Origin of the sequence: Microbacterium sp. ZW T5_56 (genome assembly GCF_044987425.1) — a bacterium.
GTDB lineage: Bacteria > Actinomycetota > Actinomycetes > Actinomycetales > Microbacteriaceae > Microbacterium.
Genome location: NZ_JBJDRI010000008.1, coordinates 63,230 through 78,524, shown reverse-complemented (window position 1 = coordinate 78,524; position 15,295 = coordinate 63,230). Strand labels below are relative to the sequence as shown.

At 68.8% G+C, this 15,295-nt stretch carries 16 protein-coding genes; 10 read left to right on the top strand and 6 right to left on the bottom strand.

Annotated features, from left to right (window positions below; translation table 11 throughout):
• Positions 1–76: 76 nt before the first annotated feature.
• From ACI3KU_RS05765 to ACI3KU_RS05725, 9 genes are all read left to right on the top strand, one after another.
• Positions 77–538, top strand: a complete 462-nt coding sequence (locus ACI3KU_RS05765; RefSeq protein ID WP_404921339.1) for a DUF3817 domain-containing protein — start codon at positions 77–79, stop codon at positions 536–538.
• 150 nt (positions 539–688) lie between these two features.
• Entirely contained in the window at positions 689–1,585 is an 897-nt protein-coding gene (locus ACI3KU_RS05760; protein ID WP_404921381.1) for an SIS domain-containing protein, read from the top strand.
• On the top strand, positions 1,582–2,505 hold the full coding sequence (locus tag ACI3KU_RS05755; protein ID WP_404921338.1) for an ROK family protein: 924 nt from the start codon (positions 1,582–1,584) through the stop codon (positions 2,503–2,505). The genes ACI3KU_RS05760 and ACI3KU_RS05755 overlap by 4 nt, the downstream gene beginning before the upstream one ends.
• Positions 2,502–3,464 (top strand): 1-phosphofructokinase family hexose kinase, encoded by a 963-nt coding sequence (locus ACI3KU_RS05750; RefSeq protein ID WP_404921337.1) that lies wholly within the window; start codon positions 2,502–2,504, stop codon positions 3,462–3,464. The genes ACI3KU_RS05755 and ACI3KU_RS05750 overlap by 4 nt, the downstream gene beginning before the upstream one ends.
• Positions 3,461–4,303 (top strand): ketose-bisphosphate aldolase, encoded by an 843-nt coding sequence (locus ACI3KU_RS05745; protein WP_404921336.1) that lies wholly within the window; start codon positions 3,461–3,463, stop codon positions 4,301–4,303. Before ACI3KU_RS05750 ends, ACI3KU_RS05745 begins: the two co-directional genes overlap by 4 nt.
• Positions 4,300–5,100, top strand: a complete 801-nt coding sequence (locus tag ACI3KU_RS05740; protein ID WP_404921335.1) for a DeoR/GlpR family DNA-binding transcription regulator — start codon at positions 4,300–4,302, stop codon at positions 5,098–5,100. The genes ACI3KU_RS05745 and ACI3KU_RS05740 overlap by 4 nt, the downstream gene beginning before the upstream one ends.
• A gap of 57 nt (positions 5,101–5,157) precedes the next feature.
• The gene (locus ACI3KU_RS05735) at positions 5,158–7,683 is read left to right on the top strand and encodes an ATP-dependent Clp protease ATP-binding subunit (RefSeq protein ID WP_404921334.1); all 2,526 of its coding nucleotides are present in this window, start codon (positions 5,158–5,160) and stop codon (positions 7,681–7,683) included.
• A gap of 91 nt (positions 7,684–7,774) precedes the next feature.
• Positions 7,775–8,509 (top strand): DUF1684 domain-containing protein, encoded by a 735-nt coding sequence (locus ACI3KU_RS05730; RefSeq protein WP_404921333.1) that lies wholly within the window; start codon positions 7,775–7,777, stop codon positions 8,507–8,509.
• 49 nt (positions 8,510–8,558) lie between these two features.
• A complete protein-coding gene (locus ACI3KU_RS05725; RefSeq protein ID WP_404921332.1) occupies positions 8,559–9,023 on the top strand; it encodes a hypothetical protein in 465 nt (154 codons plus the stop codon).
• Positions 9,024–9,050: 27 nt separating this feature from the next.
• On the opposite strand, the gene ACI3KU_RS05720 is transcribed toward ACI3KU_RS05725, so the two are convergent.
• Genes ACI3KU_RS05720 through ACI3KU_RS05700 form a run of 5 tightly spaced genes read right to left on the bottom strand, consistent with a single transcriptional unit; the run spans position 9,051 to position 13,340 of the window.
• On the bottom strand, positions 9,051–10,160 hold the full coding sequence (locus ACI3KU_RS05720; RefSeq protein ID WP_404921331.1) for a PLP-dependent cysteine synthase family protein: 1,110 nt from the start codon (positions 10,158–10,160) through the stop codon (positions 9,051–9,053).
• A 10-nt stretch (positions 10,161–10,170) separates the two neighbouring features.
• Positions 10,171–10,545 carry a hypothetical protein gene (locus tag ACI3KU_RS05715; protein ID WP_404921330.1) on the bottom strand — a complete coding sequence of 125 codons (375 nt, stop codon included), beginning with the start codon at positions 10,543–10,545 and terminating at the stop codon, positions 10,171–10,173.
• Positions 10,546–10,577: 32 nt separating this feature from the next.
• Entirely contained in the window at positions 10,578–11,459 is an 882-nt protein-coding gene (locus tag ACI3KU_RS05710; protein ID WP_404921329.1) for an aminoglycoside phosphotransferase family protein, read from the bottom strand.
• On the bottom strand, positions 11,460–12,338 hold the full coding sequence (locus ACI3KU_RS05705; protein ID WP_404921328.1) for an NYN domain-containing protein: 879 nt from the start codon (positions 12,336–12,338) through the stop codon (positions 11,460–11,462). It abuts the gene before it with no gap.
• A gap of 12 nt (positions 12,339–12,350) precedes the next feature.
• Complete coding sequence (locus tag ACI3KU_RS05700; protein WP_404921327.1) at positions 12,351–13,340, bottom strand: Gfo/Idh/MocA family protein; 990 nt, start codon at positions 13,338–13,340, stop codon at positions 12,351–12,353.
• Positions 13,341–13,416: 76 nt separating this feature from the next.
• On the opposite strand from ACI3KU_RS05700, the gene ACI3KU_RS05695 reads away from it, so the two are divergent.
• Positions 13,417–14,241: a sulfurtransferase gene (locus ACI3KU_RS05695; protein WP_404921326.1), complete on the top strand. Its 825-nt coding sequence runs from the start codon at positions 13,417–13,419 to the stop codon at positions 14,239–14,241.
• 78 nt (positions 14,242–14,319) lie between these two features.
• Here the strand turns inward: ACI3KU_RS05695 and ACI3KU_RS05690 are convergent, their stop codons facing one another.
• Positions 14,320–15,261: an NADP-dependent oxidoreductase gene (locus tag ACI3KU_RS05690; protein ID WP_404921325.1), complete on the bottom strand. Its 942-nt coding sequence runs from the start codon at positions 15,259–15,261 to the stop codon at positions 14,320–14,322.
• Positions 15,262–15,295 lie beyond the last annotated feature (34 nt).

The following is a 15,295-nucleotide window of genomic DNA, read 5'->3' as shown; positions in this document are numbered from 1 at the left end:
CCAGCTTCATCCCCTTCCTTCAGCTACACTGAAACTACCTTCAGGCACGCTGAAGGTTCTGACGAAGCAGGTGGAGATGTTCCGCACACCCCGTTCCCTGTTCCGCGTCCTCGCGATCGCCGAGGCGATCACGTGGACGCTGCTGATCGGCGCGCTCATCGCCCGCGCGATGGGCGCCGACCCCATCGTCGTCACAATCGCCGGTGGCATCCACGGCCTGATCTTCCTGTCGTATGGCGCGACGGCGATCCTTGTCGCGTTCAACCAGCGCTGGGGTGTCGGGCCTGCCGTGCTCGCCATCGTGAGCGCCGTGATCCCGTACGCGACCATCCCGGTCGAGATCTGGCTGCAGCGCTCCGGGCGCCTGGAGGGCCAGTGGCGCCTCGAGGCGACGGATGATCCTCGCGACGCCACCTGGTACGACCGCTGCATGCGCTTCTTCCTGAATCGCGCGTGGCTGCTGGCCATCGTCATCGTGGGTGCGATCGTCGCGCTCTACGTCGTGCTGCTGCTGGTTGGCCCTCCCGGCGGGCGCTGAGTACCACGGGTCGAGCAGGTTTCTGTGCGGTAACGCGGTCTTGAGGCGTCATTGATGGGAAGTGACTGATTCCGAGATCGCAAATGATCGTTTGCGCGCGGGATCAATCATCTGCAATCATGAGTGAACGCATTCATGATGGGAGCGATGATGACCGAGGCCACTCCGGGCGCATTCATGGAGGAAGAGCTGACCAGTCAGCCCGACACCTGGGCGCGTGCCAGCGCGATGACCGCGGAGCAGCAGAAGCTCCCGACGAGCGGACAGCGTGTCGCGGTCGTCGGATGCGGCACGTCCTGGTTCATCGCCCAGGCGTACGCCGACCTGCGTGAGCGCGGCGGACACGGCGAGACCGATGCCTTCACGGCGACCGAGGCTCCGCTGGGTCGCGGCTACGACGCCATCGTGCTGCTCACACGGTCGGGCACCACGTCTGAGATCCTCGCGATCGCGCGCGAGCTGCGCGGCACCGTTGCGCTGATCGGCGTCACCGGTGATCCCACTTCGCCCTTCGTGGACCTGGTCGACGAGGTGGTCGTGCTCGATTTCGCCGACGAGCGCTCCGTCGTGCAGACGCGATTCGCGACCACGGCGCTGGCGCTGTTTCGTGCCTCGCTGGGGGAGGACCTCACCGCGGCGATCGCCGACGCACGCGCCGTGCTGGCGGAGGACCTCGACGACGATCTGGTGAACGCCGAGCAGTTCAGCTTCCTCGGCACCCACTGGAGCTATGGCCTGGCGAACGAGGCGGCGCTGAAGATGCGCGAGTCGTCGCAGTCCTGGACTGAGGCCTACTACGCGATGGAGTACCGCCACGGTCCGATCGCGATCGCCGCACCGGGACGCGTGACCTGGGCGTTCGGCGAGGTGCCGGAGGGGATCGCCGCTGACGTCGCTCGCACCGGAGCGCGCTTCGAGCACCGTGACATCGACGCGATGGCCGACCTCGTGCGTCTGCACCGTGTGGCCCTGGAGCGTTCGCGCCGTCGTGGCCTGGATGCAGACAAGCCGCGCAACCTGACGCGTGCCGTGATCCTCGACGCATGACATCCCTCGGCCCCGGCGCCGCCGTCCTCGCCTTCGATGTCGGTGGCACCGACACCAAGTCGGCGTTGATCGATGAATCGGGCGCCATACGCGACCTTCGTCGCACGGCGACAGCGCGCGGCGAGGACGCGGCCGGGGCTGTTGTCGCGGAGGTGGCGCGCCTCGCCGCCGAGCTGCGTGAGCGCCATCCGGAGACCGCGATCGCCGCGGTCGGAGTGGTGGTTCCCGGACTCGTCGACGAGGCGACCGGAATCGGGGTGTTCTCCGCCAACCTCGGCTGGCGAGAGGCGCCTATCGCCGCGATGCTGCAGGACGCGATCGATCTGCCGATCGGCTTCGGCCACGACGTCCGCGCTGCCGCGCGCGCCGAGCTCGAACTGGGCGCTGCCCGTGGACTTCGCGATCTCGTGATCATTCCCATCGGCACCGGAATTGCCGGCACGATCGTCACTGACGGACGCATTCTCGTCTCGGGCGGCTACGCCGGGGAACTCGGCCACACCCTCGCGGACCCGAACGGCGACCCCTGCCCGTGCGGTGCCGTCGGCTGCCTGGAGACCGTGGCCTCCGCGGGCGCGATCGTGCGTCGTTTTGCCGCGCGCAGCGGAACATCGCTCCCGGGAGCCCGCGATGTGCTCGCTGCGGCGCGTGCGGGTGACGCCCTCGCCGACGCGGTCTGGAACGAAGCTCTCGATGCCCTCGCTCAGCAGATCGCTCGGCTGGTCGGTGTTCTCGCTCCCGAGGCGATCGTGATCGGCGGCGGACTCGCACAGGCCGGTCCGCTGCTGTTCGAGCCGCTCGCGCAGCGGGTGGACGCCCTGCTGTCCTTTCATCGTCGGCCGCGACTGATTCCGGCTGCGATCGGTGAAGACGCCGGGCTGCTCGGATCAGCACTGCGCGCCCGGGAAGTGCTCTCGTGATCGTCACCGTGACACCGAATCCGGCGCTGGACATGACCTGGCGCGTCGACCGGCTGGAGCCGGGACACTCGCACCGGGTGGAAGCCGCGCTGTCGCGTGCCGGGGGGAAGGGGCTCAACGTCGCCCGCGTCCTGCATCAGCAGGGTGAACGCGTGACCGCGCTCACGACAGCCGGTGGTGCAATCGGTGCCGAGCTGCGAGCCGAGCTGGACGCATCCGGCGTGCCGCATCGACTGATCCCGGTGGTCGCCGATACCCGGCGCAGCCTCACGCTCGTGGACGATACCGCGGCATCGGCGACGGTGCTGAACGAGTACGGCACGGCACCCACGATGACGGAGACGGCCGAGCTGTGGAGTGCTGTGCTGTCGGCCGCCGCACAGGCATCCGCGGTGGTCATCAGCGGCAGCCAGCCGCGCGGTGCGGATCCGGTGGTCCTCACCACCGCCATTGCGGAGATCCGAGCTCTGGGAGTCCCGGTCCTCGTCGACACGAGCGGCGCCGCTCTGATCGACGCGGCCGAAGCCGGAGCCACGGCGCTGAAGCCCAACCACCACGAACTCGCCGAAGCCACCGGGGCCACCGACGTGATCCTGGGAGCGCGGGACCTGCTGCGTCGCGGACCCGTGCTGGTGCTCGTCTCGCAAGCCGAAGAGGGGATGCTGCTCGTCCATCGCGACGGTCGTGCCGTGCGCGCCCGCTTCCCCGAGATCGTGTGGGGAAACGCCACCGGAGCGGGCGATGCCGTATCGGCCGCGATCGCCGTTTCGCTCGCCGACGATCCCGACCTCGCCGCCCCCGATGCCCTGGACGTGCTCGCCCGCCGAGCCGCAGCCTGGGGTGCCGCCGCAGTCGCTGCACCGCAGGCTGGCGAGCTGGATCCCGACATCGCCCGCCGCACGGCCGACGTCATCATCAGCCCGGTGTCCGCAGCGTCACCCGTCGAAGGAGCCTCATGACCCTCGCCCGAACCGCAGACCTGCTCGCCGCTGCGGCGGCGGAGCGCGCCGCCGTCGGCGCGTTCAATGTGCTGCATCTCGAGACGGCGGAAGCGCTGGTCGCGGCCGCGGAACGCAGCGGGCTGCCGGTGATCCTCCAGATCTCGGAGAACTGCGTCTCGTTCCATGGCTCGCTGGAGCCGGTTGCTCGGGCCAGCCTGGCCCTTGCGCACGCCGCTGCCGTTCCGGTGGCTGTGCACCTGGACCACGCCGAAAGTGAGGGACTCGCGCTCGCCGCGATCGATCTCGGCTTCACGTCGGTGATGTACGACGGGGCGAAGCTCCCGTTCGCGGAGAACGTCGAGGCAACTCGTCGCGTGGTTGCCGCAGCACACGCCGCACGGGTATCTGTCGAGGCGGAACTGGGGGAGATCGGCGGCAAGGACGGCGCTCATGCTCCCGGTGTGCGCACCGATCCCGGCGAAGCCGCGCAGTTCGTCGCCGACACCGGCGTCGACTCCCTGGCCGTGGCGGTCGGGTCCTCCCACGCGATGACCGAGCGCACCGCTTCGCTGGATCTCCAGCTCATCGAACGTCTAGCCGCCGCCGTTCCCGTGCCGCTGGTGCTGCACGGCTCGTCGGGGGTCGCAGACGAGATCATCGTCGCGGGCATCCGCGCCGGACTGGTGAAGGTGAACGTCTCGACCCACCTGAACGCGTCCTTCACGGGGGCGGTTCGCGCCTACCTCGCGGAGAACCCCGCCGTGGTCGACTCGCGCAAGTACGTCGCCGCGGGTCGGGCCGCGCTGTCCGCCGAAGCCGAGCGACTGCTCCGCCTGTTCGCCGGGCAGTCTTCGTGAATCGCGATCAGCGGCTCTCCGCCATCCTCGATCTGCTCGGCGAGACCGGTCGGATCGAGGTGGAGGACATCGTCGAGCGACTGGAGGTGTCGCCCGCGACCGCGCGGCGCGACCTCGACGCGCTTGCCGAGCAGCAGCTGCTGAATCGCACGCGCGGCGGTGCGGTCGCGCACTCCGTGGCCTACGACCTTCCGCTCCGCTACAAGAATCAGCGACACGTCGACAGCAAGGCCGCGATTGCAGCGCGGGCGTCCGAGCTCACGCCGCGCGGCGCAGTCATCGGCCTCTGCGGGGGAACGACCACCACCGCGATCGCCGACGCACTGATGTCTCGCGCGGATCTGCAGGATCCGTCGCCGGAGCCCGGGCTGACCGTGGTGACCAACGCGATCAACATCGCGATGCACCTCGCCGCGCGGGATCAGATCAAGACCGTCATCACCGGCGGGGTACTGCACGCGCGCTCGTACGAGGTGGTCGGAAGCTACGCCGACTCTGTGCTCGGGGCGATGAATCTCGACATCGCCTTCATCGGTGCCAATGGCCTCGATGCGGCGGTCGGCGCCTCGGCGAGCGACGAGCGGGAAGCCGCGGTCAACCGCCTGATGGCGGAGCGGGCCGAGCGGGCGGTCCTGGTGGTCGATTCCTCGAAGATCGGCACGCGATCGTTCGCGGCGATCGGGGGAGCGGAGTTGTTCGACACCGTGATCACGGACGATGCGGTCAGTGCGGAACAGGTCGAGGCGCTGCGCTCAGCGGGTTATCAGGTGATCGTGGCGGAAGTCGGGAATAGCTGAACCTCCTTTGTGTTGAAACTTGAGTGAAGGCAACTCAAGTTTCAACCTGGAGGTATCGTGCCTGATGACCGCGCCGCCGACGGCGGCAACTCGTTCGACGATTTCCTCGCCCGCTACCTGGAGGGCGAGCGCGCGCGTGCCGCGCGATCGATTGACCTCGCGCGCTTCCTGAGCGCCGGCACCCAGGAGCTTCTGCAGAGCGCCGGACGCTACGCGCTGGGCCGGGGGCAGAGCGAACTCGACGCGCTGCACATCCTGCGCGTGCTGTTGGACACAACTCCCGCTCACGATGCGCTGCGTCGGATCGGCACGGATGTCGCCGCGCTGGTGCGCGCGGTCGAGTCCCGTCTGCCCTCCGCGGCGGAGTCGATCAGCGCCGATGGCGCGGTGATCACGCCGTCCGTTCGTCGCACGCTGTTTCACGCGCTGCAAGTGGCGCGCTCGTCCGGTTCCACCTACATCGATCCGGAGCACCTCTTCTTCGCGCTCGTCTTGGCGCAGGATACGCCCTCGGGCGCCGTGCTCGCCGAGCACGGAGTGACTGCCGACGCGCTCGTGCAAGGCGTCCGCGAATCCGTGGCCGCGGCTTCGGAGACACCGTCCACTGCCGAGGGGGCCGCGGCGCAGCAGAGCATGCTGGACACCTACGGCACCGACCTCACCGCACGCGCTCGCGCGGGTGAGCTGGACGTCGTGATCGGCCGCGAGGACGAGATCGAGCAGACCATCGAGATCCTCAGCCGCCGCACCAAGAACAACCCGGTCCTGGTGGGCGAGGCAGGCGTCGGAAAGACGGCCGTCGTCGAGGGGCTGGCGCAGGCGATCGTCGCCGACACCGTTCCGGTGCAGCTGCGGGGCCGCTCCGTGATCATGCTGGACCTGCCGGCCATGCTGGCCGGCACGCGTTACCGCGGCGACTTCGAGGAGCGCCTGACCAAGACGCTCGAGGAGATCGCGGAGCGCAAGGACGACCTCATCGTGTTCATCGACGAGATCCACACGGTGGTCGGGGCGGGCGCTGGCGGCGAGGGTGCGATGGACGCCGGCAACATCCTGAAGCCGCGACTCGCTCGTGGCGAACTGCACCTCGTCGGCGCCACGACGCTGGCCGAGTACCGCACCATCGAGAAGGACCCCGCGCTGGAGCGCCGGTTCCAGCCGGTGCGTGTGGGCGAGCCGAGCATCGAGGACGCCATCGCCATCCTGCACGGCCTCCGCGACGCGTACCAGGACCACCACCACGTCACCTACACCGACGACGCGCTGCGCGCCGCCGTCGAGCTGAGCGACCGGTACCTCAGCGATCGTGTGCTGCCGGACAAGGCGATCGACCTGATCGATCAGGCCGGCGCCCGAGTGCGACTGCGTTCCGGCGCCGTCGTAGACACCGCGGCGCTGCGCACGCGGCTGGGTGAGCTGGAGGCGGCGAAGAACGCCGCCGTCATGGCGGAGCGCTACGAGGAGGCCAGCGCCCTCCGCGACAGCATCGCAGAGGTGGAGGGCCAGCTCTCAACCGCTACCCGAGCCGGTGTGCTGCCGGTGATCGGTGAAGCCGAGATCGCCGCGGTCATCTCTCGCGCCACCGGAATCCCGGCGTCGCGCCTGACGGAGACCGAGCGGGAGCGCATGGCGGAGCTCGAGACGGAGCTGCACCGCCGCGTGATCGGTCAAGATGATGCGGTCTCCGCGGTTGCCCGCGCCGTGCGGCGCAACCGCACCGGCATGAGCGATCCGCGCCGTCCGGTCGGCTCGTTCCTGTTCCTGGGTCCCACGGGCGTCGGCAAGACCGAGCTGGCCAAGGCGCTTGCGGCGAGCCTGTTCGATGACGACGACGCCGTGATCCGCTTCGATATGAGCGAGTTCGGCGAGCGTCACACCGTGTCGCGGCTGATCGGTGCCCCTCCGGGATACGTCGGCTTCGACGACGCCGGTCAGCTCACCGAGCGCGTGCGGCGCAATCCGTACTCGATCGTGCTGTTCGACGAGATCGAGAAGGCGCACCCGGACATCTTCAACCTGCTGCTGCAGGTGCTGGATGACGGACGCCTGACGGATGGCCAGGGTCGCACCGTCGACTTCCGCAACACCGTCGTGGTGATGACCAGCAACATCGGTGGCGAACTGCTCGCCAGTCGTGGCGGGGCGATCGGCTTCCTCGCGGATGGCGGCGGTGAGACCGGATTCGGCTCACAGAACGAGCTGCGCGAGCGCATCATGGGGCGGCTCCGCGAGCAGATGCGGCCGGAGTTCCTCAACCGGATCGACGAGATCGTGCTGTTCCGCAAGCTCGACCCCGAGCAGCTGCAGCAGATCGTCGGTCTGCTGATGCGCGAGACCCGCGATCGGCTGGAGGGCCAGGGCATCGCCCTGGAGGTGACGGAGGCCGCGACCGCGTGGATCGCGCGCAACGGACACCAGGTGGAGTACGGCGCTCGCCCGCTCCGTCGCCTGATCCAGCGCGAGATCGACGATCAGATCGCCGATCTGCTGGTGGGCAGTGCGCTGAGCGCCGGAGACACGGTCGTCGTGGACGTCGTCGGCGACGAGCTGCGTGTGCTCGTCCCGCAGGAGGCGTTGGTCTGAGAGATGCAACGAAGGACCGGACACCCGTCCGGTCCTTCGTTGCGTTACGGGTATCGAGCCCCGGTGGCCCCGGGGATGGAAGACTGAATGAGTGAGCATTCAGAGCGACGAGTACGCCCAGTTCCGCCGGCAGCGCAGCGCCTCTGTGACGGGACCGACCGGTCCGCTGGCGCTCGTGGAGACTACCTGGCTGGCGCCCGGCGTGACCGAGATCCCGACGGAGCGCGCAGCGGCCGACACCGTGCGGCTCACGACGCTGGAGCGCGAGGACCTCGACCACGGCGGGCTGCAGCGCGGCTACCGGGTCTGGGACGACGAGGCACCCACGCGCTCGGCCTTCGAGGGCATCGACGCGTACGACTACGACGAGTCCTGGGTGCTGAAAGGTCGTTTCGAGCTGGTGGCCGAGGAGCGCGTGGTGTCGTTCGAGCACATCGCCGATGGTGGACGCCTGCGCCAGCACGGTGCCTCCGGCGACGTCGTCTTCACCCACGAGGGCGTCGAGTACCGACTCGCGCCCTTCGATGCCGGCGACGATGATTCGGTGCAGCTGGTCTTCGCCGACACGACGAACGGCACCGATACCTACGGCACCGGTCGGTTCCTCTGGGTCGACCTGCCACCGCAGTGGCGTGACCTGCGCCCGGGCGAGAGCCTGCCCGTCGAGGTCGACTTCAACCGCTCGGTCATCCCGCCGTGCGGATTCTCGATGTGGTTCAACTGCCCCTTGCCGCCGCTGTCGAATCGGCTCCCGTTCCCGATCCGTGCCGGGGAGAAGACCGTCCGCTTCGCCCCGGGGTTCGATCTTTACAGCGCCGGGTCCTGAGCGCCCTTCGTGTCACGGCGGGCCTGCTAGCACGCCCACTCACATGGACATGACGAGAAGATCTTCGCCCGGGGCGACCGCGTGGTCGCTCTTCCTGGCATTCCTGGGCAGTGTCGTCGTGGTTTATCTCGTCGAAGTCGCCCCCGCGATCACGACGGAGTCCCGGTACGGCACCCTCCTCTCGTTCGTGCTCTTTCCGTTGCTCGGCGCGGTCGTGGCCGTCCCGATCTGCGTGCTCATCACGCTCGCGGTCTGGGGGTGTCTTGTCCTCGGGAATCGGTGGGTTCGCACCTCCCCGGTCTGGGCGGGCGTCGTCTCCGCTGCATTGGTGGGCGTCGTCTGTGCGGCGCTCGCCCTGCTGATCATGCTGGTTCTCCCCACGCTGCGGGAGCCGCTTCAGCTGCTTGCCTACGCACTTGCCGTGGTCGTGGCCGTGGCGATCTGCCTCTTGCGCGGCGTAGGCCGTCACGAGGCGGCGTCCACGCCAGCGCCGCCGTCGGGTTCGCCGTCCTGACCGGATCGCTCGGACAGGCGGATAGGCTCAGCAGTCCAGCAGCTCCTGGATCATTGCGCGGTAGGGAGCCGGGTCGATGTTCTGCTCGCTCAGCCAGTCGGGGGAGTAGTAGCGGTCAGCGTAGCGTTCGCCGCCGTCGCACAGCAGAGTGAGGACGCTGCCGCGTTCGCCGGCGGCGCGCATCTGAGCCACGATCCGCAATGCCGCCCACAGCCCGGTGCCGGTCGAGCCGCCCGCCTGCCATCCGGTGCGCTGCTGCAGCTCGTGGATCGCGGCTATCGATGCCGCATCGGGCACCTTCATCATCCGATCGATCACGCCGGGCTGGAAGCTGGGCTCCATGCGGCCGCGACCGATTCCCTCGATGCGTGACGGGGTAGCACAGTGCACCGCGGGGTCATCGGTGCGCCAGCCCTCGAAGAAGCAGGAGTTCTCCGGGTCGGCCACGCACACGCGCGTGCCACGGCGGGGGTAGCGGACATAGCGGCCGATCGTGGCCGACGTGCCGCCAGTCCCCGCCGTCGTCACCACCCAGGCCGGGATCGGATGACGCTCGGCCTTCATCTGGCGGAAGATCGAGTCCGCCACGTTGTTGTTGCCACGCCAGTCGGTAGCCCGCTCCGCGTAGGTGAACTGGTCCATGAAGTGACCGCCGGTCTCGGCGGCCAGCCGAGCCGACTCCGCGTACACCGCTCCTGGCTCGTCCACGTAGTGGATGCGACCGCCGGCGAACTCGATCAGCCGTGTCTTCTCGGCGCTCGTCGTGCGCGGAACGACCGCGATGAACGGCACGCCGATCAGTCGCGCGAAATAGGCCTCCGACACCGCCGTCGAACCGCTCGACGCCTCGATCACGGGAAGACCCGGCCGGATCCAGCCGTTCACGAGCCCGTACAGGAACAGCGAGCGCGCGAGTCGGTGCTTCAGACTCCCGGTGGGGTGGGTGGACTCATCCTTGAGATACAGGTCGATGCCCCAGCCGATCGGCAGCGGGAACTTCAGCAGGTGGGTGTCGGCGCTGCGTACAGCGTCCGCATCGACGGCACGGATGGCCTCCGTGAGCCACGCCTCGTAGTCGGTGTCGCTGCGATCGACATCCAGAGTGGTGTCATCGGTGAGGATGCGGGGAACGGTCATGGCGCTCCGATCAGAAGGTGATGGCGTCGCCGGCAGCCACCGTGACGCGTTCGAGGAACAGCACGCCGACGCGGGTGCCCGGCTCTGCGATAGCGGCTCGGTGTCCGAGGGTCTCCAGCGCCTTCACCGTGGCGGGTTGCGAACCGCCGGCTGCGCGCTGAATCGTGATGCGATCCCCGACGGACAGCCGGGCGAATTGGACGATCCCGGTGGCAACGGTGCCGCGACCGGTGATCTGAAACACATCCTCCACGCTCAGCATCCCCCCGGCGGACGCCGCCACGGGTGTTGCGGCGGTGGAAGACGGGGTGGGAGATTCGGCGTGGAATCGCGCCAGCATCTCCTCGGGAGTCTCCAGATCCTTCTTGCGTCCGAACCAGCCCATCTGCCCAGTCTATGGGCGCGGTCACGGGCGATTCAGGAGTCAGCGGCGACTTCCGTCAGGATCTCGGTGCCGAGCGCCGCGTAGTCGGGACGATCATCGCTCTGTGCCAGCAGAATCGCACCGACGGCAGCGGCCCATCCTCGGGCCCGCATCCAGAGCGCGTCGTCGGGGATCGCCGTGCGCTCGATGAACAGCTGCCGACCGCGGGAGTCGAACAGCAGCCACGCCGCCGCGAGATCGTAGGCCGGGTCGCCCCCGGCTACGTCGCCGAAGTCCACGATGGCCGCCAGTCGAGGCCCATCGATGACGAGGTTTCCCGGGTGCAGATCGCCGTGGATCCACACCGGCGGTCCGGCGTGCGCGGGTGCCGCTACCGCCTGCTCCCACGCGACTCGAGCGGCAACGGGTGCTTCGATGGCTGCGAAACGGGCAGCGTCAGTCTCGGCGCGCTCCGCAAGCGGCACGCCGCGGTACGGATTGATCGGCGCATCCGACCCGCACGAAATGTGCAGCAGCCGAAGAGCGTGCGCGAGATCCGCCGCCCAGACCGAGCGTTCCCGGCGAGGGCGGTCCCCGGCGGCGACTCCGCTGACCCACGGGACGACCGACCACGGGTGCGGGAACAGCTCCGATTCAGCGCCGATGTGCAGCGGAGCAGGCACCGTGACGCCGCTCGGCGCGAGCCGCTGCGCGATGGCGGGCAGCGCCCGCTGCTCGTTGCGCAGGAGCTGATCTGCCAGCCCGCGGCGCGGAACCCGCGCGGCGCGGCGGTCACCGAGTCGCCAGATGTCGTTGTCCCACCCGGAGGCGATCAGCGTGAGCGGGTCCTCCGCGTACGCCAGGCGGTCGGCGCGCAGCAGCTCGCGCAGCTGTGCTTCGGTGAGACCGTATTCAGCCTCGGGGGAATCGGCCACTCAGCCCTTGCCTGATCGGGGCTTCAATCGCACGAGCCGTTCGTGACCGGTCTCCTCGAGCTCTGCCACCGTGCCGCGGGCCTTCACGAACTCCGAGAACGACGAGTATCCGAGCGCCTTCTCGTTGAAGGAGGGATCCATGCGCTTCATGTGCTGCTTGACGGCGGAGGAGTGCAGCCAGTCCGCGTCGTCCTTCTCGTGTCCTGTGCGCAGAGCGCGCTCCAGCAGCTGTGTGGCCAGCACCTCCGGATCGTCCTTCTTGGCCCGTCGTGTGGGGCGCTTGGCCGTCTGCTCTGCCGGGGCGACGGGTTCGTCGGGAAGCACGCCGGGAAGCGAGTCGTAGGTGGCGAAGTCGTCGCATGCGGCCGCGAGCGACTTGGCGGTGGAGCCGGCGACGCCGATTCCCACCACGTATCGACCGAGTCGTTTGCAGCGCTGCGCGAGCGGAACGTAGTCGGAATCGCCCGCCACGATCACCACGTGCGTGAGGTCGGGCAGGCGGAACATGTCCTCGACCGTGTCGACCGCCAGACGGATGTCGGCGCCGTTCTTGGCGTAGGCGGCGGCCGGGAACAGCTGGACCAGATCCACCGCGCGGGCGACGAGCTGGTCGCGGTATTCCGCGTTCACGGGCGAGGACCAGTCGGCGTAGGCACGGGTCAACACGAGGGTTCCGAAGCTCGCCGCGAAGTCGATGACTGAGCCGATGTCGACGCGCGCCTCGGTGAGTCGCGCCACGATCTCCGGGTCGCTCGAATCCTGCGCGATGCGCTGGCGGTCGCGTCCATACGAATTGCGTCCGTGAACGCTGTCGTACCAGCTCATCACGATGTTGTCGAAGTCCAGGTACACCGCAACGCGGCCGGAAGCGTCAGCCATGAATTCAGTCTCTCAGTCGGTGCTCTCGCCCGGATACACCAGGTCGATCTGTGAGCGGATCTCATCGAGACACGCCATGATGGCCACCGTCTCATCGATGGTGAGGATATCCCCGCCGAACTCGCCGGCGGCCACGAGCCGCTCGGCGGCGAGAGCCTCGAAGTAGAGGCCGCGACCGTCGTAGTCGGACTCGTAGCTCTCCAGCACGGTGCCGTCGTTGGCGATCACCTGGAACGAGGTCTTCGCGTACCAGACACCCGCGATCTCGATGCGCGCGTCGGTGCCGAGAATCGTTGCGGTGTTTCGCCCCTTCGTGCGCGATGAGCTGAACGTGGTGGCGATCTCACCGTTCGGATACGTGAAGATCGTGGCAAGGTCCTCATCGGCCCCGGTCGGCATCTTCCGCGCTGCCGCGAGAATGCGGTCGGGACGACCGAACACATCCCACGTGAATGAGATGGGGTAGATGCCGAGATCAAGGAGCGCACCGCCACCGAGCTCCAGCGCATTCAGCCGGTGCGCGGGGTCCGCGGTGATCGACTGCGTGTGATCAGCCGTGAGACTGCGCACCTCGCCGAGCGTGCCCGCGGCGAGGATCTCGCGGATGCGGATCATGTGCGGGAGATAGCGGGTCCACATCGCCTCCATCGCCAGCACCCCCTTCGCTGCCGCTGCATCGCCGATCTGTGCGGCCTCGGCGGCGTTGAGCGTGAACGCTTTCTCGATGAGGACGTGCTTTCCCGCCTCGATCATGAGCAGTGCGGGTTCGGCGTGCTGCGGGTGCGGGGTGGCGATGTAGACGATGTCGACATCGGGGTCTGCGGCCAGGTCCGCCCACGATCCGTAGGCGCGGGGGATGCCGAATTCGGCCGCGAAGGCATCGGCGCTCTCCTGGGTCCGCGACCCGACGGCGACGACGTCACGTTCGGCGACGCGAAGATCCGACATGAACGAATGAGCGATACCGCCCGTGGCCAGGATTCCCCATCGCAAAGCAGTCATGCAGCCGAGCCTATCGGGCGTCGGCGGGGCGGGGGAGGTGTTCGTGAGTGCTCTCAGCAGGGTGCAGGATGGAGCCATGTCCGCATTGGTCTCCGCCGCAGAACTCATCGCCGAAATCGCCAGTGGGGAGGCGCCGCGGCTTCTCGACGTGCGTTATCAGTTGGTCAAGCCGGATGGCCGTGATGACTACCTCGCCGGCCACCTCCCCGGTGCTGTCTACGTGCCGCTCGATGACGAGCTCACCTCCCACGGCGCGCCCGCGGAAGGCCGTCACCCGCAGGTGTCGCAGCAGACGCTGCAGAGCGCCGCGCGTCGGTGGGGTCTGAATGACGGCGATCGCGTGGTGGTCTACGACGGCGGCTCCACGCTGGCGTCCGGGCGCACCTGGTGGACCCTGCGCGGCGCCGGTGTCGACATTCGCGTGCTTGACGGCGGTCTTCCCGCCTGGATCGCGGCGGGCGGGCAGTTGGCCACCGACGATGTCGTGCCCACCCCCGGCACGATCACCCTCGGCGAGCTTCCCACCGGCATCGACATCGACACTGCGGCCGCGTGGCCCAGGGACGGCGTGCTGGTGGACGTGCGAGCGGCCGAGCGGTTCCGCGGCGATGTCGAGCCGTACGATCCGATCGCCGGCCACGTTCCGGGCGCTGTCAACCTGCCCTCCGTCGCCTACTTCCGTGAGGATGGCACGTTCCGCTCGCCCGCCGAGATCGCTGCAGCGTTCGATGCGGTGGGAGCCACGGCCGATGCGAAGGTGGCCACTTACTGCGGGTCGGGAATCACGGCGGCTCAGGCGGCTCTTGCCGCCGAGGTCGCGGGGCGCTCCGTGTCGGTGTTCCTCGGCTCGTGGAGCGCCTGGTCGAACACCCCCGGACTTCCGGTCGCCACCGGCGCCTGAGCCTCGCCCGTCGATGCGGGATGAAAATCGCACCTCCCGACGCCGCCGGAGGTGCGATTTTCATCTTCCACCGCGTGATCAGGGAACGACGACGACCTTGCCGTCGGTGCCCGCGTCGACGGCTTCCTGCGCCTTTCCTGCGTCGGCCAGCGGGAAGCTCTCGCCCAGCTCCACCTGGAACGCTCCGGCGGCGAGCAGCGACAGCGTGAGCGGCAGAGCCTCCCGACGCCACGCCTCCTCCTGCGCGGTGAGGGGCGAGGGCCCGCCGCCGCGGAACGCGCGGATGCCCCAGCCTGCGGCATCGGCACCGCGCACCAGGGTTGCCGCGCGCGAGCGGTCGTGGACCAACGCGACAGACGCCTCGTTCGCCTCGTCAGTCCCGGCCGCGTCGATCGCGACACTCACACCGTCCGGGACGATGGCGCGCACGCGCTCGATGAGTCCGGGGCCATAGTCCACCTGCGTGGCACCGAGCGTTCGGACCAGGTCCGCACGGCGCTCGCTGGAGGTGGCGATGACGGTGGCACCCACCAACCGCGCGTACTGGATCAGGAATTGGCCGACCGAGCCGGAGCCACCGTGCACCAGCACGGTGTCGTTCGCGCTGACGGCGAGGGATCGGATGGTCTGATACGCCGTTCCGGCGGGGATGCCGAGCGCGGCCCCTGTGGCGGCGGACACCGACGAGGGACGCGGCGCGGCGTCGATGGCGGCGACGATCACGTCCGTTGCGTACGCGCCGTGCGCGTTGCCGAATGCGACGGCATCACCCACGCGGAACCCGTCGACGTCGGCACCGACCTCCGTCACGATGCCCGCCCCGTCGTGGCCGGTGCCTCGCGGACCGGTGAACGGCGGCGATGCGCGGAGTCCGGAGCGCAGCTTGCCATCGACGGGGTTCACTCCCGCAGCCTCGACCCGGATCCGGATCTCGTCTGGTCCTGTCGCGGGCAGATCGACCTCGCGCAGCGTGAGGACTTCGGGGCCGCCGAGCTGTTCGTACTGGATCGCCTGAGTCATGCCCTTCAGCCTAGGCATGCCAAACGCTCCCGGG